The sequence below is a fragment of the Gemmobacter sp. 24YEA27 genome, from assembly GCF_030052995.1.
In the GTDB taxonomy this organism is placed as follows: domain Bacteria; phylum Pseudomonadota; class Alphaproteobacteria; order Rhodobacterales; family Rhodobacteraceae; genus Pseudogemmobacter.
On the sequence record NZ_JASJPW010000001.1, the window covers coordinates 405,647 to 428,131 of the forward strand.

The window sequence follows — 22,485 nt, forward strand, 5'->3', positions numbered from 1 at the left end:
GATGACGCGCCTTGCGCTGCCCCTGATATTCCTTGCGCTCTGCCTCGCCTCAATCCTGACCGGGGTGAGCCGCATGAGCCTCGCTTCCCTCTGGTCGTTCGAGACCGGGGCCTGGCTTACCCTGACGGCAAGCCGGTTGCCGCGTCTTGCGGCGGTGGTGCTCAGCGGCGCCGGGCTGGCGGTTTGTGGCATCATCCTGCAGCAGATCCTCAGAAACCGCTTTGTCGAACCCGCCACCACCGGCGGGCTGGAGGCCGCGAAACTCGGGATCCTCGTCGCGATCACCCTGGCGCCGGGGCTGGGCCAGGTCAGCCGCATGGTGCTGGCGATGATGTTCTGCCTGGCCGCGAGCCTGATCTTCGTCGCGATCATCAGCCGCATCCGGTTTCGCGACACGGTTTTCGTGCCGGTTGCCGGCCTGATCTACGGCGCCGTGCTGGGGGCCATAGCCGAATTCTACGCCTGGTCGCATAACATCCTGCAAGACATGCAGGGCTGGATGCTGGGCGATTTCTCGCGGATCGTGCAGGGCAATTACGAGATCATCTGGCTGATCCTGCCGGTCGTCGTGGTGACCTATGCCTTTGCCCGCCGCTTCACCCTGCTGGGGATGGGCGAGGAAACGGCGACCAGCCTCGGGCTCAGCTATGGCACCATGGTGGCGCTTGGCCTTTTGCTGGTTTCAGCCACGGTGGCGGCGACGGTGATCGCGGCCGGGACCATTCCCTTCGTCGGACTGGTGATCCCGAACCTTGTGCGGCTGACCCATGGTGACAATCTCGCGCGGACCCTGCCGCTTGTCGCAACCGGCGGCGCCACATTGCTGCTGGCCTGCGATTTGATCGGGCGCGTGGTGATCTGGCCCTATGAGGTGCCGGTCGGGCTGACGGTCGGCGGGATCGGCGGGCTGATCTTCCTCGCTTTGATCCTTCGGAGGGGGAAATGACCCGCCCCCTTGCGATCACCGCAGCGCTGATTGCTCTGGCCCTGCTTTATGTGGCTTTGGGGTCGGGCCTCGATTTCGGCTATGTCATCCCGCGCCGCCTGATCAAACTTGCCGCAATGGTGACCGGCGGCATTGCGGTCGCACTGGCCTCGATCACCTTCCAGACCCTTGCCGGAAACCGCATCCTGACCCCCGCAGTCATGGGCTATGAGGCGGTCTGCCTGATGATGCAGGCGCTGCTGGTTCTGATCCTCGGCACCGGGAGCCTGATACTCTGGGGCGGTCAGGGGTCGATCCTGATCACGCTGGCGGCCATGCTGGCCTGGTCTTTCCTGCTGCATCACTGGCTGTTTCGCCGCGCGCGGGGCGATATCTGGTTCCTGATGCTGGTGGGAATCGTGCTGACCATGGTGATTTCCACCTTCACCCAGTTCATCCAGCTGCGGATCAGCCCGGGCGAGTTCGCGGTCTTCCAGGGCTTTGCCCAGGTCTCATTCGAAAGGGTCGAGACCACGCGTCTGATCATCTCTGCCCTCGCCCTGACCCTGGTCGCGGCGCTGATCTGGCGGCGCGTGCCGGTGCTGGATGTGATGGCGCTTGGCCGCGACCAGGCGATCTCACTGGGCGTCGACCACGCGCGCGAGACCCGCCATCTTCTGGCGCTGATCGCGGTCCTGGTGGCAGTATCCGTCAGCCTGATCGGCCCCACCGCGTTCATGGGGATCTTCGTTGCCAATGCCGCCCGCGCCATGGCGCGCGGTCCCGGCCACCGCCAGACGCTGCCTGTTGGAGCGGCCGTGGCCATCGGGCTTTTCCTGCTGGCCGAGCTGGCAGCAGCCCAGGTCTTCGACCACCGCACCACGGTCGGCATCCTGATCAACCTCACCTGCGGCGCCTGGTTCCTGCTGTTGATGCTGCGCCGCCGGAGCTTTGCATGACCCCGGACACCGCCATGATCACCACCACTGACCTCTCGATGAAACATGGCAGCCGCCTTGTGCTGTCAGGCCTGACGACGGCTTTCCCCCAGGGACAGCTCAGTGCGATCATCGGGCCGAACGGCGCCGGAAAGTCGACGCTTCTGATGCTGATGGCCCGCCTTGCGCGCCCTTCCGGCGGCAGGGTCACCGTCGCGGGCCAGGATATCGCCACGATCGCACCTGCCGCTTTCGCCCGCCAGGTCGCGACGCTGCGCCAGTCGCCCGGCGTCGATCTGCGCCTCACGGTCGGGGATCTGGTCGCCTTTGGCCGCTTTCCCTATAGCCGGGGCCGCCTTGATGCCGCCGACCGCCGCGCGATAGACGAGGCCATTGCGCGGCTCGCGCTCGACCCGTTGCGCGACACGCTGATCGACGAGCTGAGCGGCGGCCAGCGCCAGATGGCTTTCCTTGCCATGACCATCGCCCAGGACACGCCCTGCCTTTTGCTCGACGAGCCGCTGAACAATCTCGATATCCGTCATGCCGCCGGCATCATGCGCGCGCTGCGTGACCTTTGCGCGGATCGTGGCCGCAGCGTAATCGCGGTGATCCATGACATCAATTTCGCCGCCAACAGCGCCGACCATATCCTCGCCTTGAAATCCGGGCGGCTGCATTCCGCAGGCCCGGTCGATCACGTCATCACCGAGGCCAATCTGCAAGACCTCTACGGTCTCGATTTCCGGATCCTTCCACGCCCGCAGGGGCGGATCTGCGATTATTTCACCCCGAAAGGAGAACCGGCATGACCCGTTCCAATCCGCTCAGCCGCTGGCTTGTCCTGCTGGCGGCCAGCTGCCTGCTTGCCCCCTCTGCCGCGCCCGCCGAAACCGAACCGCAGCAGTTCCTGCCGGTGACGATTGAGCACGCGCTTGGGACCACCGTGATTGAGAGCCGCCCCGAACGTGTGGTGGCGCTGGATATGAACGAGCTGGATTTCCTCGACCGGCTTGACGTGCCGGTGGTTGGCACCGCCAAGGATTTCGTGCCGCATTTCCTGGCGAAGTACCGCGATGACCCTGCGGTGGCCGATGTGGGCATGATCGTGCAGCCCAATGTCGAAAAGGTCCATGCGCTGCATCCGGACCTCATCCTGATGACCTCGCTCCAGGCCGCGCATTACCCCGAGATGAGCAGCTTTGCCCCGGTGATCCATTATGATGTCGATTACCGCGACAGCAGCTCGGGCCATATCCAGGTGGTCGAGGACCACTTCCTGACGCTGGCACGGATCTTTGGCAAAGAGGATCTGGCGAAAGACGAGATCGCCGCGCTGGAAGCCAGGATCGCTGCGCTCCGCGGCCTGACCGAAGGTCGCCCGGAGCGCGCATTGCTGGTCTTGCATAACAATGGCGGCTTTTCGGCCTTTGGACTTAAATCGCGCTATGGCTTTGTTTTTGATGCCTTTGGGGTAAAGGCGGCCAATGAGGCGGCCGAGACCGGGCTGCATGGCCAGCCCGTCACCAGCGAATTCATTCAGGCCACCAACCCCGACATTATCTATGTGATCGACCGCACCGCCGTGATGGAACACCGCCCGGTGCTGGATGCCGCCACCATCGAAAACCCGCTTTTGCGCGAGACCGCGGCCTGGAAGGCGGGCAAGGTGATCTTTGTCGACCCCGAGGCCTGGTATACCACGGCGGCCAGCATCACCCCGCTTGAGATCATCATCGACGATATCCGCAAGGGCTATGAGTAACGGCCAGCCCCGCGCAGACCGCACCCGGGCGCGCGTGGTCCTTGCCATGCCTGCCCCGGGCTGCGAAACCCCTGACGTCGCTTTCCCTGCGAAAAGGAACCGGTTCGATGCTGCAAAAACCCGTCGCACAGGGCCTCTACGAAATCGTCCACTCAGCCCGCCAGGGCGCGGTATTTGTCGCCTCTGCCGGGGGGCGCGGCGAGGCCGGCCCGCCGGCGCAGATCCTGAAACTCGACCCGGAACCCTGGAGCCACTGGCCCGGATCACTCTGCCGGGCAAAGGCTTTGGCCTTGCGCTCGATGATGCGGCGGACCGGCTTTACATCACCGACGCGACCGATGCCTCGGTCACCGTGGTCGATACCGCGACGAGCACGGTGACGGGCCAGGTGCGGCTGGCGGATAAGACCACCGATGAAGAGGGGCGCACGGGCTTTCCCTTCCATTGTCGTGAACTTGCGCTGGATACGATCGCGGGAAAGCTCTACGCGCCCTGCCATTCGATGCAGGACAGCGTGCTTTGCGTGATCGACACCGCCCGGCTTGAGGTCGAGGCCCGGCTGACAGGTTTCGGCTTTGTCGCGACCGGCATCGCGACCGACCCGTCGCGCCAGCGGCTCTTCATCTCGAATGCCGAGGGCCAGGTGATAACCGTCGCAACCGACATGCCGCAGATCACCAGGACTGTGGCGACAGCGGGGGATCAGCTGATGAACATCGCGCTGGACCCGGCGGGAGGCAGGGTTTTCGCGACCGATCAGGGGCATGAGTTCTTTGAAACCCTCTGGGCGCGGCACCTGCCAGGCTACAGCCGCAAAGGGTCAGGGAACCAGCTTCTGGTTCTCGATGCCGAGACCGGTGCAACGATCCGCCAGATCCCGACCGGCGCCGGCCCGCTTGCGGTGCTTTATGACGCAGGCCGGCAGCTGATCTGCGTCACCGAGCGCAGCGGCGCGGCGGTCGGCCTCTTCGACAGCGAAAGCTACGCGCTGAAAGACCGGATCACGCTTGAGGGGCACCCGAACAGCCTCGCCCTCGATGACCGCAACGGCATTCTTTACGTGACGACCAAACAGGGCGAGACCGGCAGGCCGGAAGAAACCGACCTGGTGGCGCGCATCGCGCTGTAATACCACCCTGCCCTTGCCCGTTCCGGTCTTCGCAGGCAAGAAAGGCCAAGGTTGCACGGGGTGAACAAGATGGATCACGACACAGACGCCCTGGTGATCGGGGCCGGCCCCGCCGGGCTTATGGCGGCGGAGGAGCTCGCGCGGGCCGGGCGCCGCGTGGTGATCTGCGAGGCAAAGCCCAGCCCCGCGCGCAAATTCCTGATGGCCGGGAAATCCGGGCTGAACCTGACCAAAGACGAGCCGCTGACCGCGTTCACCGCACAGTACAGCCCGCCCGACTGGCTGGCGCCGATGCTTGCCGCCTTCGGGCCAGGCGAGGTGATGGAGTTCGCGCGCGGCCTGGACCAGGAGGTGTTTACCGGATCTTCCGGCCGGGTCTTTCCGGTGGCGATGAAGGGCTCGCCATTGCTGCGCGCATGGCTTGCACGGCTGGCATCCCTCGGGGCAGAACTGCGGCCCCGCTGGCGCTGGAAAGGGTTTGAGGGTGCAGGCTGTGCCTTTGACACGCCAGAGGGCCGCCGGGTGCTGACGCCCCGCGTCACCGTGCTGGCTTTGGGCGGCGCGAGCTGGGCGCGACTTGGGTCGGATGGCGCCTGGACGCCCTGGCTGGCCGCACAAGGCGTAGAGATTGCGCCCTGGCAGCCCGCAAATATGGGGCTGTCGGTCGGCTGGTCGGCCCATATGGAACGCCATTTCGGCCAGCCGGTCAAAGGCGTGCCCCTGAGCGCCGGTGGCGTGACCAGCCGCGGCGAATTCGTGGTCTCGGCGCGGGGTCTCGAAGGGGGCGGCCTTTATGCGCTGTCACGCCCCTTGCGGGAGGGCGCAGATCTTGTGCTGGATCTGCTGCCTGCGCTGTCAGAGCCTGAGATTGCGGCGCGGCTGGCGAAGATGCGGGCCGGCGAAACTCTGGTGAACCGGTTGCGCAAGCTGGGCCTTGCGCCGGTGCTGGTGGCACTGGTGATGGAATTCTCGCGCGATGTTCCGCTTGCGGCGCTGAAACGGCTGGTGATCCGCCATGACGGCCCGCGCCCGCTGGATGAGGCGATCTCGGTCGCGGGCGGTATCAACCGATCCGCTCTGAGCCCGGATCTGGAGCTGAGCGCCCTGCCCGGGGTCTTTGCCTGTGGTGAGATGCTGGACTGGGAAGCACCGACCGGCGGCTATCTGCTGACCGGCTGCCTTGCTACGGGCCGATGGGCGGGGCAGGCAGCGGCGCGCTTTGGCTGAGGGTGCAAGCGGGGCTTTTACCCCCCCGCAGAGAATTTGAGTCAGGAGGAGCGCATATGGTCGCAGAACCTGTGATGGCGGCCAACCGGTGACTTTCCACCTCGCTCTCTCTTGCGAGACGGTGCGGGCGAAGGGGCCAGGGGCAGGCTTCGCCAGGCCGCTTTACTGCAACGGGATCAGATAACGCTCAGATCCGGTCTTTGCGTGCGGCGGTGGCGGCATCTCCGGTATTGGGCGTGCCCGCCGGCTCGATCAGCAGGATCGAGGCCTCTTCCGCCGCCATCGGGCAATGTTCGACACCTTTCGGAACGACGTAAAGTTCGCCCGGATTCAGCGTGACATTGCCATCCCTGAGCTGGATCGTGACCTGGCCGTCAAGCACCAGGAAGAAATCATCAGTATCGGGATGCGCATGCCAGGTGAACTCGCCTTTGATCTTCACCAGCATGACGTCATGGCCATTGAAATCGCCGATGATTTTCGGCGACCAATGGTCCTGGAACAGCGCAAGTTTGTCGCGCAGGTTGATCGCGACAGGCGCTTTGCTCACCGGCTCAGCCCGCCCGGCAGGTTCGGCAGGTCAAGCGCGCCAAAACCGTAATGTTTCAGCCAGCGCAGGTCGGATTCAAAGAAGGCGCGCAGATCGGGGATGCCGTATTTCAGCATCGCAATCCGGTCGATCCCCATGCCAAACGCAAAGCCCTGCCATTTATCGGGGTCGATGCCGCCGGCCGCCAGAACCTTCGGGTGCATCATGCCAGAGCCGAGGATCTCCATCCATTTGTCGCCCTCGCCGATGCGGAGCTGGCCGCCCACATTGGAATAGCGGATATCGACCTCAGCCGAAGGTTCGGTGAAGGGGAAATGCGAGGCGCGGAACCGCAGTTCCACCTTATCGACCTCGAAAAAGGCGCGGCAGAATTCTTCGAGCACCCATTTCAGATTGGCCATCGAGATGTCGCGGTCGATGGCCATGCCTTCGACCTGGTGGAACATCGGCGTATGGGTCTGGTCCATATCCATGCGGTAGACCCGGCCCGGGGCAATGACGCGGATCGGCGCGCCCTGGTCCAGCGCCGCGCGGATCTGCACGGGGCTGGTATGGGTGCGCAGCACATGCGGCGGGCGGTTGTCGCCTTCGGCGCGATGCATGAAGAACGTGTCATGCTCCTGGCGCGCGGGGTGTTCCGGCGGGATGTTCAGCGCGTCGAAATTGTACCAGTCGCTTTCGACCTGGGGGCCTTCGGCGACGGAAAAGCCCATATCGGCGAAGATCGCGGTCAGCTCGTCCATCACCTGAGAAACCGGATGGATGGTGCCCTGACGGCGCGGGCGGCCCGGCAGCGTGACATCAAGCCATTCGGATTTCAGCCGCTCGTCCAGCGCCGCATCGGAAAGCGCGGATTTGCGGGCGCGAAGAGCGGTGTCGATCTCGGTCTTCAGCTCGTTCAGATGTGCGCCGGCAGCCTTGCGTTCCTCCGGGTCCATCTTGCCCAGACCCGCCATCAGCGCGGAAATCTCGCCCTTCTTGCCAAGCGCGGCAAGGCGCACCTCTTCCAGTGCGGCCTCATCGGCGGCACCGGCCACGGCTCCGATATATTTGCCACGGATTTCGGTCAGATCCATCGGAGCCCCCGGGTTAGATACGGCTGAATTGCGGCTCTGGGACTAGCCGGGCGGGGCCGCGATTGCAAGGGTCGCAGGGTCCGGGATTTGCGGTTCAAAAGGTCCGGCGCCGCGCTCAGTCGCCATAGGGGGGCGGCAGTTCGGAGGAGGGGCAGAAACTGTATTCCAGATCCATCAGCCCGTCGAAGAGGTGAAATGCCTGCTGATTGCGGATCTCGATCACGCCTTCGTTCAGGCTTTCAAGGCCGGTCTCCGCCTCGGCGCAGGTCACGGCATAGCTGTAGCGCGCACCGCCCTCAGAGGTGAGGCCTTCGAAACTGCACATCCCATAGCGATTGTTGAAACCGCCCGCATGAAGGTAGATCAGCGTCGCGTCATTGCCGCTGCCACATTCTTCTCCGGCCTCGACATAATAGCCCTCCTGCAGCGGCAGACCCTCCGCAGCCAGGGCAGGGATAGCCAGAAGCGGGCTGAGCAATGCGGCGGCGATGGCTGGGACAAAGCGGTGAGACATCTGTTCTTCCTTCGAAAACTGTCGCTCCATGCCTGGCTATGGACGGGTACAAAGACAAATGACATTGCCCGTCATGGGGTATGAGCGGCAGGAAACGGCGCAAAAGAAAACCCGCGCCAAAGCGCGGGTTTCCGGATCGTTTCGCGTGTCGGCAGGCCGGATCAGGCCAGAGCAGCGCGGGCCTTGTCGGCGATTGCGTTGAACGCCTCCGGCTCATGCACGGCGAGATCGGCGAGGACTTTGCGGTCCACTTCGATACCGGCTTTCGCCAGACCGTCAATCAGGCGCGAATAGGTGAAGGCCGGGTCGAACAGGCGGACAGCAGCGTTGATACGCTGGATCCACAGCGCGCGGAACTGCCGCTTGCGGACCTTACGGTCGCGGGTGGCGTATTGCTGCGCCTTGTCAACGGCTTGCGTTGCAGTGCGGAAATTCGTCGAACGGGCGGCATAGTAGCCCGAAGCCGCCTTGATCACCTTGCGGTGGCGGGCGTGGGTCACCTTACCGGATTTAACGCGGGACATCTTTGTCTCTCCTTACCGGTTATAGGGCATGTATTTTTTGACGATCTTCGCGTCGGAATCGTCCAAGATCATGGTCCCTGTCGCCTGACGGATGAAGGTCGTCGAACGTTTGATCATGCCGTGGCGCTTACCGGCCACACCGGCCTTCACACGCCCCGAGGCGGTGAAGGAGAACCGCTTTTTAGCAGCGGATTTCGTCTTCATTTTGGGCATTTTACACTCCAGTGTTTTCACGCGCGACGCGGCATGCCACTTCCGCCGGTCTCGCGGTTCTTCCGAAGCCGTCCCTATAGGGGGTTCCGTCTCGCGGGGCAAGGGCCAATCGGCCCCGCCCGTCAGGGCATCTGCCGCTGGTCCGTCAGGGCATCTGCGCAGCCGCCCGTCAGGGCAAATAGCGGGCGACGACGGTGAGCATGACACCGGGAATTTCCGCCGGCCGGTAGCCGCCGGGCTTTTGCGTCCAGGCCACAATCAAAAGCGCCGCCGAGAGGACCACCATAAGTGTTCCCATCCGCGGCGCCCTTCCGTCGACCCAGCCTGCAAGCATCGTGGGGATGGTAAGAACCGCCATCACGATTCCCACCGTCAGCAACAGATCCGAATCCACGTTGCCCCCGCCCAAAAACCTTTGTTCGGGTTCAGGTTAGCCGGGATCGACGCGCGAAATCAATCTTTCATCACAGGGCGCAACCCTGAGAATATTGGTCGAACCGGGCACGTTGAACGGCACGCCCGCCGTGACCACGATCTGATCTTTCTCATCGGCGAAGCCAGCCGAACGCGCGGCGCGGATCGCGGACAGCACCGCGCCCTTGAAGCGCTCCTGTTCCGGTACGATCACGCAATGCACCCCCCAGGTCAGCGCAAGACGGCGCGCGGTCGAGACCAGCGGCGTCAGCGCGATCACCGGCACATGCGGCCGCTCGCGTGCGACAAGGCTCACGGTCTGGCCGGACTGGCTGAAGCAGGTGATGGCCTTGATATCGGTGGCCTCGGCGATCTCACGCGCGGCGGCAACGATACCATCGGCCACGGTCTCGCGCTTGACCACGCGGCTGGCGTCGATGATCGAAAGATAGGTCGGATCGGCCTCGACCGAACGCGCCACATTGTCCATCGTGGTGACGGCCTCGATGGGGAACTTGCCGGCAGCCGATTCCGCCGAGAGCATCACCGCATCGGCGCCCTCATAGATCGCCGTCGCCACATCCGAGACTTCGGCGCGGGTCGGCATCGGGTTTTCGATCATCGATTCGAGCATCTGGGTCGCAACGATCACCGGCTTGGCCGCCGCGCGCGCCTTACGGACAAGGCGCTTCTGGATCGGCGGCACCGAATAGACCGGCAGCTCGACACCAAGATCGCCGCGCGCCACCATGATCCCGTCAGAAACCGCGAGGATTTCTTCATAGGCCTTCACCGCCGCCGGCTTTTCGATTTTCGAGAGGATCGCGGCGCGGCCTTTGGCAAGGGCGCGGGCTTCAAGCACGTCTTCGGCGCGCTGCACGAAGGAAAGCGCCAGCCAGTCGACACCCAGCTCGCAGACGAATTCCAGATCCTTGCGGTCTTTCTCGGACAGAGCCGCCAGCGGCAGCACCACGTCCGGCACGTTCACGCCCTTGCGATTCGAGATCACGCCGCCGACTTCGACCACGCAATCGGCGAAATCCTTGCCGCATTCCCGGACTTTCAGTCGGATCTTGCCATCATTGACCAGCAGCGTCGCGCCTGGCTCCAGGGCTGCAAAAATCTCGGGATGCGGCAATTGCACCCGGGTCGCATCGCCCGGCGTCGCGTCGAGATCGAGGCGGAATTTCCCACCATCGGCGAGATCATAGCCGCCATCCGTGGCAAAGGCGCCAACCCGCAGTTTCGGCCCCTGTAGATCGGCCAGAATGCCGATCGGACGGCCAAGATCATGTTCGACCTGGCGAATGATGGTATGACGTTCACGGATGTCGTCATGGGTGCCATGGCTCATATTCAGGCGGAACACATCGGCTCCGGCAGTGAACAGCTGGCAGATCATGTCATAGGTGCTGGAAGCCGGGCCCAGCGTTGCCACAATCTTCACGTTACGGTGACGGCGCATATGCCATCCTCCTGTCTCGGGTTTCGCGTTACGATGTGGGCCAACCGCGTTATGGCGCAGAATGTTAGCGCCCGCAACAGAACGATTTGTGACGCTGGCCCTTTCCTTCCCCTGGCGCTCGACCAGGGCGTGGGGTTAGGATAGCCCGGTGAAATATCGGGCAGATTAACAGGCGGGATCAGCAGACCAATGCAGCATGAGGCGTTCCGGATCGAGGGGGAAGACCGCCCCGGCCCCTGGCTGGTGACCTGTGACCATGCGACAAACCGGGTGCCGGACTGGGTCGCGGGCGGCAGTCTCGGCCTTCCCGCCGCTGACATGGCGCGCCATATTGCCTTTGACCCCGGCGCCCTCGGCCTGTCGCGCGCTTTGGGCGCAGCGCTGGACAGCCCGGTGATTTCCTCGGATTTCTCGCGGCTGGTGATCGACCCGAACCGGGGCGAGGATGATCCGACGCTGGTGATGCGGCTTTATGACGGATCGGTCATTCCCGCGAACCGCCACATCGGCCAGGACGGGATCACCGAACGGCTCAACCGGCTTTACCGCCCCTATCATGCTGCGCTGGAGCAGTTGGCGGCGACGCCCTCGTCTTCTCTCTCTCCCGCCGGTCCGCGCGCGATTGTGGCGATCCATTCCTTCACACCCTGCCTGCGCGGCCGCCCGCCCCGGCCCTGGCATGTCGGCGTGCTGCATTCCCATCTCGACAGCCGGCTCTCGGCGGCGCTGCTGGCAGAACTGGCCTTTGAGACCGATCTCTGCATTGGCGACAACGAGCCCTATTCCGGACATCTTCCCGGCGATTCCATCGACCGCCACGCCCTTGACCATGGGCGCCACAATACTTTGATCGAATTGCGCAACGACCTGATCGAAACGCAACCGCAACAGGCGGCCTGGGCCGCAAGGCTCGCCCCGATCCTGTCCCGCGCCCTGACCCGCGCCCTTACGGAGACCAGCCATGTCTGACACACCGATCATCGACGACCAGACCCGGACGGAACTGGAGGCCGCCACCTTCCGCGCCCTGATGCATCACCTGCTTGAGGCGAGGCCCGATGTGCAGAATATCGACCTGATGACGCTGGCCGGTTTTTGCCGGAACTGCCTGAGCCGCTGGTATCAGGAGGCCGCCGCTGAAAAGGGCATCCCCCTGACAAAAGATGCAGCGCGTGAACAGGTTTACGGGATGCCCTATGCCGATTGGGTGGCCGCGAATCAGACAGAAGCCGGGCCAGAGAAGCAGGCCGCCTTCCGCGACGCCTTTGCGCAGAACGTCCCCGGAAAGAGCTGAGCTTCGCCCCGCCGGCGTTGCAACAATCACACCCTGGGCGGTCCGCCGTTTCTATTCGGAGAACAGTCAGACAACCATTCGCTGATCCGCTTGACTCGCGGTTACGCTCTGCGCATCGCTTTTCAAATTATGTCAATTTTTGGGCAGTGGGGGTTGTTGTTATGGAATTGCTGTTTCTTCTACCGGTTCTTTTGGTTGGCGGGATCTTTGTCGCACTTGACGACAATGATGACGATGAGGATCGCGACGCGCCGGACCATCCGCATGTCCAGGAAGGGACCGAAGGGAATGATACCCTGACCGGCAGCGGTGAGAATGACATCCTGCGCGGCCATGGCGGCATGGATTTGCTTTATGGCGGCGGCGGCGCAGACCGGCTTGAAGGCGGCGAGGGCGATGATGCGCTCTATGGTGGCACAGGCAATGACACATTGCTGGGCGGCGACGGCAATGACCGGCTGTTCGGCGAACTTGGCGACGATACCATCTATGGTGGCGAGGGCGATGATTACGCCGAGATCCTGGCCGGACAGGGCAATGATCACTTCTTTGGTGGCGCGGGAAGCGATACGCTGAATGCCTCGCAGTCGGATGGGGACATTCTTGCCCGTGGCGGCGCCGGGCGCGACATCATGCATACCGGCAGCGGTGACGACACGCTTTACGGCGATGCCGGCAATGATGCGCTGCGTTCGCTGGCCGGGTCGGATGTCTTCTATGGCGGCGTGGGCAATGACTATATCCGCTCGGTCGATCTGAACCCGGATTTCATCGGCAATGACCAGCTCTTTGGCGGTGACGGCAATGACCGGCTGACCGCCGATGGCGGTGATACGCTGACCGGCGGCGCGGGCCGGGATATCTTTGAGCTTGATCATCGCGGGCTGGGCGAAGGCGTGATGACGGTCACCGATTACGACCCTGCCGAAGATCAGCTGCATATCCATGTGCTTGAAGGACCGGAGCTGCCGGACGTCGCACTTCGCGCCAGCGAGTCGGGCACCGGCACCATCGTGACTGTGAACGGCGTGGATGAGGTGCTGCTGGAAAACATCGCACCTGCTGATGTGAACAGCGATGATTTCTTCATTACCCGCCATGACACGCCGGTTCCGGTTCCGACCCCGGTCGCCGCAGGCGAGCCGCTGATTTCGGTCAACTGACCGCCGGCTCACCACAGTCCGGCATAACAAAGGGCCGCCCCGTCACCAGGGCGGCCCTTTTCCTTGCGGCGCTTTTCCGGCGCGCTGCGGTCCGTCAGACGGCCGCCTTGTTCATCTCGTCGAGATAGATCTCACGCATCCGCGCCGCGACCTTTCCGGGCTTGCCACCGCCAATCGCTGCGCCATCCAGCTCGACCACCGGCATCACAAAGGCCGAAGCCGAGGTGATGAAGGCCTCATCCGCCGCCTTGGCCTCTTCGACGGTGAAAAGCCGCTCTTCGATCTCGAACTGCGCCTCTTTGGCGAAGCGCAGCACCGCCGCGCGGGTGATCCCGTGCAAAATATCCGACGACAGCGGCCGGGTGATGATCTTATTCCCTTTGACGATATAGGCGTTGTTCGAGGTGCCCTCGGTCACATGGCCATCCTCGGTGAACCAGGCATCATCGACCCCCGCCTTTTTCGCCATCATCTTGCCCATCGACGGGTACAAAAGCTGCACCGTCTTGATGTCGCGCCGGCCCCAGCGGATATCGGGTATCGAAATGACCTTCAGCCCGGTCTTCGCCTGCGGATTGTCGGCAAGGCCCTTCTTCGACTGGGTAAACAGCACCACGGTCGGCGCCACCCCCGGCCCCCAGGCGAAATCGCGATCCCCGGGATTGCCACGGGTGACCTGAAGGTAAACCATCCCCTCGGTGATATTATTCACCTTCACCAGCTCGCGATGCACCGCGAGCCAGTCTTCGGCGCTCAGCGGATTGTCCATCTCCAGCTCGTCCAGCGAGCGCTGGAGCCGCGCGATATGGCCGCCGAAGTCGATCAGCTTGCCATTCAGCACCGAGGTCACTTCGTAAACCCCGTCCGCCATCAGGAAACCACGGTCGAAAATGGAAACCGTGGCCTCGGTTTCGGGCAGATACTGGCCATTCACATAGACGGTGCGGGTCATGAGACTATCCCCAGAGTTGGCGTTCGGGCGGATGAAGCTGCGACAGATCGTAATGCAGCGGGTGGGGCCGGTCTTCTGCCAGCAAAAGCGGCCCGTCAAGATCTACATAAGCCGCGCCCTGCGCCAGCAACACCGCGGGCGCCATCGCGAGCGAGGATCCGACCATACAGCCAACCATAATGCCAAAGCCCTGCGCCTGCGCCGCTGCGCGCAAGGCCAGCGCCTCGGTCAGCCCGCCGGTCTTGTCGAGCTTAATATTGATCACATCATAGCGGCCTCTCAGTGCGGCGAGGCTTTCACGGTCATGGCAGCTTTCATCGGCACAGACCGGCAGCGGGCGGGCCATTTCCGCCAGCGCCTCATCCTGCCCCGCCGGAAGCGGCTGTTCAACCAGCACCACCCCCATCTCCACGAGACGGGGCGCAAGTTCCTGATAGACCTCCGGCGTCCAGCCCTCATTCGCGTCGATGATCAGCTTTGCTGCGGGCGCACCGCGCCGCACCGCCTCAAGCCTGGGCATGTCATCCGCCGTGCCGAGCTTGATCTTGAGCACCGGCCGGTCTGACGCCGCCCGCGCCGCCGCCTCCATCGCGGCGGGCTCCGCCAGCGAAAGCGTGAAGGCCGTCGTCACCGGGGCGGGTGCCGGCAGTCCCGCCAGCTCCCAGGTCCGGCGCCCGGAGGCCTTCGCCTCCAGATCCCAGAGCGCGCAATCAACCGCATTGCGCGCAGCCCCCGCCGGCAGCGCCTGTTGCAGCCCGGCCCGCGTGATTCCGGGCGGCAGGCCCGCAATCTCAGCCAGCACCGAGTCGAGGCTTTCGCCATAGCGCGCATAGGGCACGCATTCACCCTGCCCGGTGGCGCCCCCCCGCGTCACCTGGACCGTTACCACCTGCGCCTCGGTTTTCGAGCCACGGCTGATGGTGAACACCTGCGCGAGGCGAAAACGGGCGGTCGTGGCGGTGAGCATCGCGGGGGTCTCCTGTCCCGGCGACACTTTCCGCGCCGCCGGAAAAGGGCAAGTGAAAAACTGCGCCGCTTTGCGGCATGGATTTTCTGCGCACGCAAATTCTCCTTGCAAGTGCAAAAGCAACAATCTAACAAAACCATCAAGAATATCGTAATATGATTGCCAAAGGACGCGCCCATGAGCTTTCGCCTCCAGCCCCCGCCCCCGCTCGTCCCAATCGCTGCCAGCTTTTTGGTCCGGGCTCACGGCCGACGCTGTTTGAGAAGATGGCGGCCTCGGCGGCGGATGTGATCAACCTTGATCTCGAGGATTCGGTGGCGCCGCAGGACAAGGATCAGGCGCGGCAGAATATCATCGAGGCGGTGAATACCATCGACTGGGGGAAAAAGACGCTCTCGGTCAGAATCAACGGGCTGGACACGCCCTGGTGGTATCGCGATGTTGTCGATCTGCTGGAACAGGCGGGCGCGCGGCTGGATCAGATCATGATCCCAAAGGTCGGTTGCGCCGCCGATGTCTATGCGGTGGACGCGCTGGTCACCGCAGTTGAACGCGCCAAGGGCCGCAAAAAGCCGATCAGCTTTGAAGTGATTATCGAAACCGCCGCCGGCATCGCCCATGTCGAAGAAATCGCAGCCTCCTCCCCCCGCCTGCAGGCCATGAGCCTCGGCGCCGCCGATTTCGCGGCCTCGATGGGGATGCAGACCACCGGCATCGGCGGAACCCAGGAAAACTACTATATGCATCGCGAAGGCGCCAGATACTGGTCCGACCCCTGGCATTGGGCCCAGGCCGCCATCGTCGCCGCCTGCCGCACACATGGTGTGTTGCCGGTCGATGGTCCCTTCGGCGACTTCTCGGATGATGAGGGGTTCCGCGCTCAGGCTCTGCGTTCGGCCACCCTGGGGATGGTCGGGAAATGGGCGATCCACCCGAAACAGGTGGCGCTCGCCAATGAGGTTTTCACGCCATCCGAGGCCGCCGTAACCGAGGCGCGCGAGATCCTCACTGCGATGGAGACCGCCAAAGCTGCAGGCCAGGGCGCCGCGACTTACAAAGGCCGGCTGATCGACATCGCCTCAATGCGCCAGGCCGAAGTGATCGTTCGGCAGACCGAAATCATTGCCGGACGGTGAAGAGAATCCGTTGACACACTGCTTTTACAATGTGCAACATCACCTCAACCAGGCCCGTCCCTGAGGCGGATTGGAAATGAACACCCGCGCCGCGACCACAGGGAGAGGAGGCCCTGCGCGGCAAATGGGAGGAAGCGCACCCCGTGGCGAAAGCTGCGGGGTGTTGCCATTTCCGGCGCCCCATTTTTGGCGCCCCATTTTTGGCGCCGCGCCTCTGGCAGGCTGCGGAAGCCTCCGGCGGGGATATTTAAGGACAGATGAAATCGGCATGCTCTCTTCGCCTTTTCATCTGTCCTTAAATATCCCGGGGGTGAGCGGCACAGCCGCGAGGGGGCTGGCCCCCTCTGCTTCTCGGCCTGCCACGCGCGGCGTCAGTTGCACTTTGCGCCCGCCCCCTCCATATAGGAGGCGATCAGAATAAGGGTCCAGCGCATGATCTATCTCGATTTCGAAAAGCCCCTGGCCGAGATCGAAGGCAAAGCCGAGGAATTGCGGGCGCTTGCCCGGAAGGATTCGGCGATGGATGTCACGCGGGAAGCCGAAGCGCTTGACCGCAAGGCCGAGACCGCTTTGCGCGATCTCTACAAGAATCTCTCTGCCTGGCAGAAATGCCAGGTGGCGCGCCACCCGGACCGGCCGCATTGCCAGTCCTATATCGACGCGCTCTTTACCGAATATACCCCGCTCGCCGGGGATCGGGCCTTTGCCGATGACCATGCAGTCATGGGCGGTATTGCGCGATTCAATGACCGGCCGGTGATGGTGATCGGGCATGAAAAGGGCCATGATACCAAGACCCGGATCGAACATAATTTCGGCATGGCCCGCCCCGAAGGCTATCGCAAGGCGATCCGGCTTATGGATCTTGCCGACCGCTTCAGCCTGCCGGTGGTCACGCTTGTCGACACGCCCGGCGCCTATCCGGGCAAGGGCGCGGAAGAGCGCGGCCAGTCCGAGGCCATTGCGCGTTCGACCGAGAAATGTCTCTCGCTCGGCGTTCCGCTGATCTCGGTGATCATCGGTGAGGGTGGCTCGGGCGGCGCCGTAGCCTTTGCGACCGCGAATCGCGTCGCAATGCTCGAGCATTCGGTCTATTCGGTCATCTCGCCGGAAGGCTGCGCCTCGATCCTGTGGAAGGATGCCGAGAAGATGCGCGAGGCGGCCGAAGCACTGCGCCTGACCGCCCAGGATCTGCAAAAGCTCGGCATTGTGGACCGCATCATCAAAGAGCCGGTCGGCGGCGCGCAGCGCGCGCCCTCGGAGGCGGTCGATGCGGTTGGCAAGGCGATTGCCGCGATGCTGGCAGAACTGACCGACAAGAAGCCGGCAGCCCTGCGCAAAGACCGCCGGCAGAAATTCCTCGACATGGGATCTCGCGGCCTGGCGGCCTGAGCACAGGCCCGCCGCGCCCCTCTCCACCAGAACTGCACCTGCTGATCAGGTGGCCCCTGGTCGTCCGGAAATGCCGGCGACCAGGTTTTGCCACATGTGACCCATATTAATACCTCACTCTTTAGGAAAATTCGATCAGAACGCTCCGGAAGGGTCTGATTGTGCCAGTAACGAATCTCATTGTGAACGGAACCTTCGATCAGGGCAGCACCGGCTGGTCCGGCACCGATCTGGAGACCGGTTACAATGAGGGCACCTATCTCGGGAATGGGTCGCCGAACCGTGTTGCCGAGATGGATGGCGCCAGCAACCAGATCACGGTGATGTATCAGGTGGTGCATATCGACCATGCCGGCCCCGTCCCGCTGGAATTCCGCACCGCGCTGCGCGAGGGCCAGCCGCTCGCCAACAAGGAAGGCTTCCGCGTCGATATTGTCGACTCAAACGGCAAGGTCATCTTTACGAAATCGATCTATCCCCAGGGTCAGAGCTGGGAACATTACAGTCTCAATATCGACTTCCCGAGCGCCGGAGATTACCGCGTCAGCTTTACCGAGCTTGGGGTGAACAACAGCTACGGCGCGATCATTGATGACATCTCGATGCTGGTCTGTTTTGTGGCCGGCACGCTGATCGCGACACCTGATGGCCAACGCCCCGTCGAGGATCTGCGCCCCGGTGATCTGGTCTTCAATGCCGAGGGCGATGCGCTGCCGGTGATCTGGACAGGGGCGCGCAGGGTCTCGATGGAAGACCAGATTGTCGATGAAAGCCTGCGCCCGGTCGTGTTCGAGCCCGGTTCGCTGGGCAAGGGTCTGCCGGAGCGGCGGCTTGCGGTTTCGCCGCAGCACCGGATGATGGTCTCGGGCTGGAAGGCCGAGCTTTGGTTCGCGGAATCGGAAGTGCTGGTGCCGGCGATCTCGCTGGTGAATGGCGATACCATTCGCCAGACCACCGCCGATGAGGATGTGACCTATGTGCATTTCCTCTTTGAGGGTCACGAAATCGTCCTCGCCGAAGGGTGCCCGAGCGAGAGTTTCCATCCTGGCGACCATTCGCTGAACGGGCTGGACCGCGCCGCGCGCGACGAGGTCCTCGCATTGTTCCCCGAATTGAATACCACGCCGGTCATCGCTGCGCGTCAGGTCATTCGCCGCAAGCTGGCCTCGGTTCTCGCGAACTGAACGGGCGCGCTTTCGGGGTCAGTCCTGCGGCGCAGAAGGTGGCGCTGAGGGCGGCGAGACCGGCGTCAGGCGAAAACCGGCCTCGGCCATCAGCCTGTTGGAATTGCTTTCGATCTCGTCCTCGATACGCGCAAGAAACTCGGGCAGGGGGAGCCCCGGCGCGATGCGCGGCAGGAATTCTATCACCGCAACGCCCGGTTTGCGCAGGATGCTGCGCTTTGGCCAGAAGACCCCAACATTGGTTGCCACCGGCACACAGGGCTGGCCAAGCTGTTGATAAAGCAGCCCGGATCCGGCTTTATATGGCTTGACCACCCCCGGCGCGACGCGGGTGCCCTGCGGGTAGATCACCAGCTGCCCCGGATCCGCGCTTCCCTTCGCCACATCCGCTTTCATCTTCGCGATCGCCGCACCACGCCGGCCGCGATCAACCGGGATACAGCCGATCCTGAGCGCATATTGCCCGAGGAAAGGCGTATAAATCAGCTCGCGTTTCATGATGAATTTCGGGCGCGGCAACGTGCCGAAAATCACCAGAATGTCGAAAAAGCTCTGATGTTTTGCGGCGACGATCACCTCGTCCTGCGGCACTTCACCACGGATCTCGGTGCGCAGGCCGCACAGGATCCGCACCGAGGCGATCACCCAGCGGGCGTAGAAATGGCAGGCGGCAAAGGCGCCGTCACGCGACATCAGCGCCCAGGGTGCGAAGAGCACCGCGACCACGGCCAGCATGACATACATCTGGATCACGAAAATCAGCGACAACAGCCAGCGAAACACGATCATCTGAATTCCCTCAGCTTGCGCAGGGCGGCATAGCGGGTCGAGAAAAAAGCCACGAGCCCGACCAGCGGCGGCAGGATAAAGGGCAAAAGCCAGCCAGCGCCGGTAAAACCAAGACCGGTCAGGAAGGCGCCGGCAGTATCGGCCCCAGGCAGGAACAGCATGCCGATCACCCCGGCCACTGCACCGGCACAGGCGCCGGCAAAGGCCCGCAGCGTGAAACGCCGCACGAAAGCGCGGGCAATATACTGGTCGCGGGCGCCCACCAGCCGCAAGACGCGCACAACCTGGGCATTGGCCTCAAGCGAGGCACTTGCCGCCAGCGTCACCATCGCGGCCATAGCGGTGCCGATCAGCACGATCGACAACAGGCCCAGCAGCCGCAGCTTCGAGGCGGCCTCGGCCAGCGGACGGCGCCAGCGGGTATGATCATCGAGCACTGCACCGGGCGCCTCGGCGCTGAGCCTCTGGCGCAGCCCCTCGGCATCATACCCAGGGTCGGCCTCGGTCACCTCGATCAGGCGCGGCAGCGGCAGTTCCTCGACCGGCAGCTCGGCCCCGAACCAGGGTTCCAGCAAAGCGCGGTTTTCCGCATCGGTGAGGGCGCGGGCGGCTTCGACCCCCGGCGTCGCGGCCAGAAGCGTCAGGATCGCCGCCGTCTGCTGCTCCATCTGCGCGGGCGGCGCCGAAAGGCGGATCGTCGAGGTCCGCGCCAGTGCATCCGACCAGCGCCCGGCCAGCCGGTCTGATGCCAGCGACAGCGCCATCGCGAAAACGCAGAGAAAGGTCATCGCGGCGGCGGTGAAGGATGTCAGCCAGGCGGTGTGGCCCGAAGGCGGCACCACACGGTCAGATCGTGCATCCGGAGACATCAGGGCAAGGGCGCGGGCAATCGGTCTGGGCAGTTTCACAGATCTGCCCCCGCCAGCTGAATCCGACGCTTTGAGATTCGCAGCACCCGGGTCGGGATCTGGTTCTTGGCCTGGCGGATCAGGTTCAGATCATGCGTTGCGATCAGGATCGTCTTGCCCATCCGGTTCAGTTCGACCAGCAGCGTCAGCAGCCTGAGCGACATTTCCCAGTCGACATTGCCCGTGGGCTCATCGGCCAGAATGATATCGGGGCCCATGATGATCGCCCGTGCCAGGGCCGCGCGTTGGCGTTCGCCGCCGGAAAGCGAGGGCGGCAGCGCATCGGCCAGATGCGACAGGCCGACCCATTTCAAAAGCTCGTCCAGATCGCCGCTTTCGCTGCGCCGCCCCGCCACCGTCAGTGGCAATTGCACATTGGCGGCAAGCGGCAGATGGTCGAGAAACTGCACATCCTGATGCACCACCCCGATCCGCCGGCGCAGGTTCGCCACATCGTCACGCGGCAGCGATTTCACCTCGCGGTCAAACAGGGTGACATGACCAGACGTGGGAAGAAGCTCGGCATAGGCAAGCTTGAGGAATGTCGTCTTGCCCGACCCCGAGGGCCGGTCAGAAAGTGAAACGACCCCGGCGCCAGCTTCAGCGTCACATCCGACAGAAGCTCGCCCCCGCCGTAGTTATAGGCTGCACTTTCAAAGGCAATCACTGCCCGATCCCCCTGCGATGCCTCCGCGACACCCCTGCGATACCACTGCGCGCCCGAGCTTTATGCGCGCTCACTCTGACAAACCATGACTTAATTCGCACGGCTCTCAGGGATTGTTCAAGTCCGGGACACATAGTCTTGGACGATTGCAGGATTATTGTTAGAAGAGAAAAGGGCTTAGCTTGGGGCGGGGTTTTTCATGTTACTGGCATGTCCAAATTGTGACGCCAGATACGATGTGCCGGATAGTGCGATCCCGGAGGCCGGGCGCGACGTTCAGTGCTCGAATTGCGGCCATGCCTGGTTCCAATTGCCGGCTGAGTCGCTCTCAGACGGTATGGCTGGTGCCTTTGCGGAAGATCTGACAGGTGCTGATTTCGCCGACACCTCCGGCGGCGAAGGCAATACTGCTGAAAGATCAGCAAAAAATTACGAGGCGGCCGCTGTTTCAAGAGGGCCCAATGTCGTCGCGGGTATCTCAGATGTGCCGGAGGCGGAGGTCTCGCAACAACGCGCAGCCCCCGTGCACAGCGCCGACCAGTTTGGCGCCGACCTGACTGGCACCGATGCGCTGAAAGCCGCACTGGCCGGCAAGGCTGCGGCCACGCCGGTCGCTCCCCCGGCCCCTGCGCCAGAGCCGGTGCGCCGTGACCTGGACGAAGCTGTGCTGGAAATCCTGCGCGAAGAAGCCGAACGCGAGGCCAGCGCCCGCAAAGCCGAAGCGCAGCGCAACACAAATCGCCGGGCCGAGGCCGATACCGGGCTGCAATCGCAGCCCGAGCTGTCAATACCCGCGCCCACGCCGGAAATGACCGCCCAGCAAAAGCGCCTGGCCATGCTGCGCGGCGAAGATCTCGACGAGCCGGATCCCGAACCCGCCCGCCCGACGGCGCGGCGCGATCTCTTGCCCGATGTCGAGGAAATCAATTCCACATTGCAGCCCGATGACAACCGCTTCGATCCCGAAGCCGAGGTGGATTCGCTGCCGGATCTGACCCGGGGCAGTTTCCGCACCGGCTTCCTTCTGGCGATTCTGGTGCTGGTGATCGCAGCGCTGCTCTATGTTTTTTCCGACCGTATCGTCGCGGCGGTACCGGCGCTGGAAGGCGCATTGCAGGCCTATGTTCTCTTTGTCGACAACCTGCGCAACTGGCTCAATTCGCTGATGGATGATGCGACTCAGGCTCTGACAGGCGATCCGCAGACCGGCGGCTGAGACCCGGGCCCGTTTCCGGGAAGGCCAATACCCTGAAAAACCGCGCCGGTGTGTCCGGCGCGGTTTTTCTATGCAGG

At 63.5% G+C, this 22,485-nt stretch carries 23 protein-coding genes and 2 pseudogenes; 13 read left to right on the forward strand and 12 right to left on the reverse strand.

The window, feature by feature from the left end; all coding sequences use genetic code 11:
- Window position 1 precedes the first annotated feature (1 nt).
- The 6 genes from QNO18_RS02045 to QNO18_RS02070 all read left to right on the forward strand — a co-directional run bounded on the left by QNO18_RS02045 (window position 2) and on the right by QNO18_RS02070 (window position 5,984).
- On the forward strand, window positions 2-946 hold the full coding sequence (locus QNO18_RS02045) for an iron chelate uptake ABC transporter family permease subunit (protein ID WP_283176332.1): 945 nt from the start codon (window positions 2-4) through the stop codon (window positions 944-946).
- Window positions 943-1,884: an iron chelate uptake ABC transporter family permease subunit gene (locus tag QNO18_RS02050; RefSeq protein ID WP_283176333.1), complete on the forward strand. Its 942-nt coding sequence runs from the start codon at window positions 943-945 to the stop codon at window positions 1,882-1,884. The genes QNO18_RS02045 and QNO18_RS02050 overlap by 4 nt, the downstream gene beginning before the upstream one ends.
- A complete protein-coding gene (locus tag QNO18_RS02055) occupies window positions 1,881-2,675 on the forward strand; it encodes an ATP-binding cassette domain-containing protein (RefSeq protein ID WP_283176334.1) in 795 nt (264 codons plus the stop codon). The genes QNO18_RS02050 and QNO18_RS02055 overlap by 4 nt, the downstream gene beginning before the upstream one ends.
- On the forward strand, window positions 2,672-3,628 hold the full coding sequence (locus QNO18_RS02060; RefSeq protein ID WP_283176335.1) for a siderophore ABC transporter substrate-binding protein: 957 nt from the start codon (window positions 2,672-2,674) through the stop codon (window positions 3,626-3,628). Before QNO18_RS02055 ends, QNO18_RS02060 begins: the two co-directional genes overlap by 4 nt.
- On the forward strand, window positions 3,621-4,757 hold the full coding sequence (locus QNO18_RS02065) for a hypothetical protein (protein ID WP_283176336.1): 1,137 nt from the start codon (window positions 3,621-3,623) through the stop codon (window positions 4,755-4,757). Before QNO18_RS02060 ends, QNO18_RS02065 begins: the two co-directional genes overlap by 8 nt.
- Before the next feature lie 69 nt (window positions 4,758-4,826).
- A complete protein-coding gene (locus QNO18_RS02070) occupies window positions 4,827-5,984 on the forward strand; it encodes a TIGR03862 family flavoprotein (RefSeq protein WP_283176337.1) in 1,158 nt (385 codons plus the stop codon).
- Window positions 5,985-6,171: 187 nt separating this feature from the next.
- On the opposite strand, the gene QNO18_RS02075 is transcribed toward QNO18_RS02070, so the two are convergent.
- From QNO18_RS02075 to pyk, 7 genes are all read right to left on the reverse strand, one after another.
- Window positions 6,172-6,534: a cupin domain-containing protein gene (locus QNO18_RS02075; protein WP_283176338.1), complete on the reverse strand. Its 363-nt coding sequence runs from the start codon at window positions 6,532-6,534 to the stop codon at window positions 6,172-6,174.
- Entirely contained in the window at window positions 6,531-7,604 is a 1,074-nt protein-coding gene (gene pheS, locus QNO18_RS02080) for a phenylalanine--tRNA ligase subunit alpha (protein ID WP_283178720.1), read from the reverse strand. Before pheS ends, QNO18_RS02075 begins: the two co-directional genes overlap by 4 nt.
- A gap of 121 nt (window positions 7,605-7,725) precedes the next feature.
- Window positions 7,726-8,124 (reverse strand): hypothetical protein, encoded by a 399-nt coding sequence (locus QNO18_RS02085; RefSeq protein WP_283176339.1) that lies wholly within the window; start codon window positions 8,122-8,124, stop codon window positions 7,726-7,728.
- A 161-nt stretch (window positions 8,125-8,285) separates the two neighbouring features.
- On the reverse strand, window positions 8,286-8,648 hold the full coding sequence (rplT, locus tag QNO18_RS02090; RefSeq protein ID WP_092899821.1) for a 50S ribosomal protein L20: 363 nt from the start codon (window positions 8,646-8,648) through the stop codon (window positions 8,286-8,288).
- A 12-nt stretch (window positions 8,649-8,660) separates the two neighbouring features.
- Window positions 8,661-8,861, reverse strand: a complete 201-nt coding sequence (gene rpmI / locus QNO18_RS02095; RefSeq protein WP_092899823.1) for a 50S ribosomal protein L35 — start codon at window positions 8,859-8,861, stop codon at window positions 8,661-8,663.
- Window positions 8,862-9,030: 169 nt separating this feature from the next.
- The gene (locus QNO18_RS02100; protein ID WP_283176340.1) at window positions 9,031-9,255 is read right to left on the reverse strand and encodes a hypothetical protein; all 225 of its coding nucleotides are present in this window, start codon (window positions 9,253-9,255) and stop codon (window positions 9,031-9,033) included.
- A gap of 36 nt (window positions 9,256-9,291) precedes the next feature.
- Window positions 9,292-10,740 carry a pyruvate kinase gene (gene pyk / locus QNO18_RS02105; RefSeq protein ID WP_283176341.1) on the reverse strand — a complete coding sequence of 483 codons (1,449 nt, stop codon included), beginning with the start codon at window positions 10,738-10,740 and terminating at the stop codon, window positions 9,292-9,294.
- A gap of 189 nt (window positions 10,741-10,929) precedes the next feature.
- Here pyk and QNO18_RS02110 point away from each other — a divergent pair, with 189 nt between their 5' ends.
- The 3 genes from QNO18_RS02110 to QNO18_RS02120 all read left to right on the forward strand — a co-directional run bounded on the left by QNO18_RS02110 (window position 10,930) and on the right by QNO18_RS02120 (window position 13,197).
- The gene (locus QNO18_RS02110; protein WP_283176342.1) at window positions 10,930-11,709 is read left to right on the forward strand and encodes an N-formylglutamate amidohydrolase; all 780 of its coding nucleotides are present in this window, start codon (window positions 10,930-10,932) and stop codon (window positions 11,707-11,709) included.
- On the forward strand, window positions 11,702-12,034 hold the full coding sequence (locus QNO18_RS02115; protein ID WP_283176343.1) for a DUF1244 domain-containing protein: 333 nt from the start codon (window positions 11,702-11,704) through the stop codon (window positions 12,032-12,034). The genes QNO18_RS02110 and QNO18_RS02115 overlap by 8 nt, the downstream gene beginning before the upstream one ends.
- A gap of 161 nt (window positions 12,035-12,195) precedes the next feature.
- Window positions 12,196-13,197: a calcium-binding protein gene (locus tag QNO18_RS02120; RefSeq protein ID WP_283176344.1), complete on the forward strand. Its 1,002-nt coding sequence runs from the start codon at window positions 12,196-12,198 to the stop codon at window positions 13,195-13,197.
- A 94-nt stretch (window positions 13,198-13,291) separates the two neighbouring features.
- On the opposite strand, the gene QNO18_RS02125 is transcribed toward QNO18_RS02120, so the two are convergent.
- Both QNO18_RS02125 and dgcA read right to left on the reverse strand, forming a co-directional pair.
- The gene (locus QNO18_RS02125; protein WP_283176345.1) at window positions 13,292-14,149 is read right to left on the reverse strand and encodes a D-amino-acid transaminase; all 858 of its coding nucleotides are present in this window, start codon (window positions 14,147-14,149) and stop codon (window positions 13,292-13,294) included.
- A gap of 4 nt (window positions 14,150-14,153) precedes the next feature.
- Complete coding sequence (dgcA, locus tag QNO18_RS02130) at window positions 14,154-15,116, reverse strand: N-acetyl-D-Glu racemase DgcA (protein WP_283176346.1); 963 nt, start codon at window positions 15,114-15,116, stop codon at window positions 14,154-14,156.
- 177 nt (window positions 15,117-15,293) lie between these two features.
- Between dgcA and QNO18_RS02135 the strand changes: the two are divergent.
- The 3 genes and pseudogenes from QNO18_RS02135 (at window position 15,294) to QNO18_RS02145 (ending at window position 18,828) form a co-directional block, all read left to right on the forward strand.
- Window positions 15,294-16,252 (forward strand): annotated as a pseudogene (locus tag QNO18_RS02135) (L-malyl-CoA/beta-methylmalyl-CoA lyase).
- Window positions 16,253-16,684: 432 nt separating this feature from the next.
- Window positions 16,685-17,644, forward strand: coding sequence for an acetyl-CoA carboxylase carboxyltransferase subunit alpha (locus QNO18_RS02140; RefSeq protein ID WP_198837935.1), 960 nt, complete (start codon window positions 16,685-16,687; stop codon window positions 17,642-17,644).
- Between the two features lie 182 nt (window positions 17,645-17,826).
- Complete coding sequence (locus QNO18_RS02145; protein ID WP_283176347.1) at window positions 17,827-18,828, forward strand: Hint domain-containing protein; 1,002 nt, start codon at window positions 17,827-17,829, stop codon at window positions 18,826-18,828.
- 18 nt (window positions 18,829-18,846) lie between these two features.
- Here the strand turns inward: QNO18_RS02145 and QNO18_RS02150 are convergent, their stop codons facing one another.
- The 3 genes and pseudogenes from QNO18_RS02150 to QNO18_RS02160 all read right to left on the reverse strand — a co-directional run bounded on the left by QNO18_RS02150 (window position 18,847) and on the right by QNO18_RS02160 (window position 21,192).
- Window positions 18,847-19,617 carry a lysophospholipid acyltransferase family protein gene (locus tag QNO18_RS02150; protein WP_283176348.1) on the reverse strand — a complete coding sequence of 257 codons (771 nt, stop codon included), beginning with the start codon at window positions 19,615-19,617 and terminating at the stop codon, window positions 18,847-18,849.
- A complete protein-coding gene (locus QNO18_RS02155; protein ID WP_198837962.1) occupies window positions 19,614-20,486 on the reverse strand; it encodes a cell division protein FtsX in 873 nt (290 codons plus the stop codon). The genes QNO18_RS02150 and QNO18_RS02155 overlap by 4 nt, the downstream gene beginning before the upstream one ends.
- Window positions 20,487-20,521: 35 nt before the next feature.
- Window positions 20,522-21,192 (reverse strand): annotated as a pseudogene (locus QNO18_RS02160) (ATP-binding cassette domain-containing protein).
- Between the two features lie 199 nt (window positions 21,193-21,391).
- On the opposite strand from QNO18_RS02160, the gene QNO18_RS02165 reads away from it, so the two are divergent.
- Window positions 21,392-22,408, forward strand: coding sequence for a zinc-ribbon domain-containing protein (locus QNO18_RS02165; protein WP_283176349.1), 1,017 nt, complete (start codon window positions 21,392-21,394; stop codon window positions 22,406-22,408).
- The last annotated feature ends 77 nt before the right edge of the window (window positions 22,409-22,485 follow it).

Bases quoted from the DNA above. Each gene is read 5' to 3' on its own strand.
- QNO18_RS02045 (WP_283176332.1), top strand. From the start codon at position 2: ATGACGCGCCTTGCGCTGCCCCTGATATTCCTTGCGCTCTGCCTCGCC.
- QNO18_RS02050 (WP_283176333.1), top strand. From the start codon at position 943: ATGACCCGCCCCCTTGCGATCACCGCAGCGCTGATTGCTCTGGCCCTG.
- QNO18_RS02055 (WP_283176334.1), top strand. From the start codon at position 1,881: ATGACCCCGGACACCGCCATGATCACCACCACTGACCTCTCGATGAAA.
- QNO18_RS02060 (WP_283176335.1), top strand. From the start codon at position 2,672: ATGACCCGTTCCAATCCGCTCAGCCGCTGGCTTGTCCTGCTGGCGGCC.
- QNO18_RS02065 (WP_283176336.1), top strand. From the start codon at position 3,621: ATGAGTAACGGCCAGCCCCGCGCAGACCGCACCCGGGCGCGCGTGGTC.
- QNO18_RS02070 (WP_283176337.1), top strand. From the start codon at position 4,827: ATGGATCACGACACAGACGCCCTGGTGATCGGGGCCGGCCCCGCCGGG.
- QNO18_RS02085 (WP_283176339.1), bottom strand. From the start codon at position 8,124: ATGTCTCACCGCTTTGTCCCAGCCATCGCCGCCGCATTGCTCAGCCCG.
- rplT (WP_092899821.1), bottom strand. From the start codon at position 8,648: ATGTCCCGCGTTAAATCCGGTAAGGTGACCCACGCCCGCCACCGCAAG.
- rpmI (WP_092899823.1), bottom strand. From the start codon at position 8,861: ATGCCCAAAATGAAGACGAAATCCGCTGCTAAAAAGCGGTTCTCCTTC.
- pyk (WP_283176341.1), bottom strand. From the start codon at position 10,740: ATGCGCCGTCACCGTAACGTGAAGATTGTGGCAACGCTGGGCCCGGCT.
- QNO18_RS02110 (WP_283176342.1), top strand. From the start codon at position 10,930: ATGCAGCATGAGGCGTTCCGGATCGAGGGGGAAGACCGCCCCGGCCCC.
- QNO18_RS02115 (WP_283176343.1), top strand. From the start codon at position 11,702: ATGTCTGACACACCGATCATCGACGACCAGACCCGGACGGAACTGGAG.
- QNO18_RS02120 (WP_283176344.1), top strand. From the start codon at position 12,196: ATGGAATTGCTGTTTCTTCTACCGGTTCTTTTGGTTGGCGGGATCTTT.
- QNO18_RS02125 (WP_283176345.1), bottom strand. From the start codon at position 14,149: ATGACCCGCACCGTCTATGTGAATGGCCAGTATCTGCCCGAAACCGAG.
- dgcA (WP_283176346.1), bottom strand. From the start codon at position 15,116: ATGCTCACCGCCACGACCGCCCGTTTTCGCCTCGCGCAGGTGTTCACC.
- QNO18_RS02140 (WP_198837935.1), top strand. From the start codon at position 16,685: ATGATCTATCTCGATTTCGAAAAGCCCCTGGCCGAGATCGAAGGCAAA.
- QNO18_RS02150 (WP_283176348.1), bottom strand. From the start codon at position 19,617: ATGATCGTGTTTCGCTGGCTGTTGTCGCTGATTTTCGTGATCCAGATG.
- QNO18_RS02155 (WP_198837962.1), bottom strand. From the start codon at position 20,486: ATGTCTCCGGATGCACGATCTGACCGTGTGGTGCCGCCTTCGGGCCAC.
- QNO18_RS02165 (WP_283176349.1), top strand. From the start codon at position 21,392: ATGTTACTGGCATGTCCAAATTGTGACGCCAGATACGATGTGCCGGAT.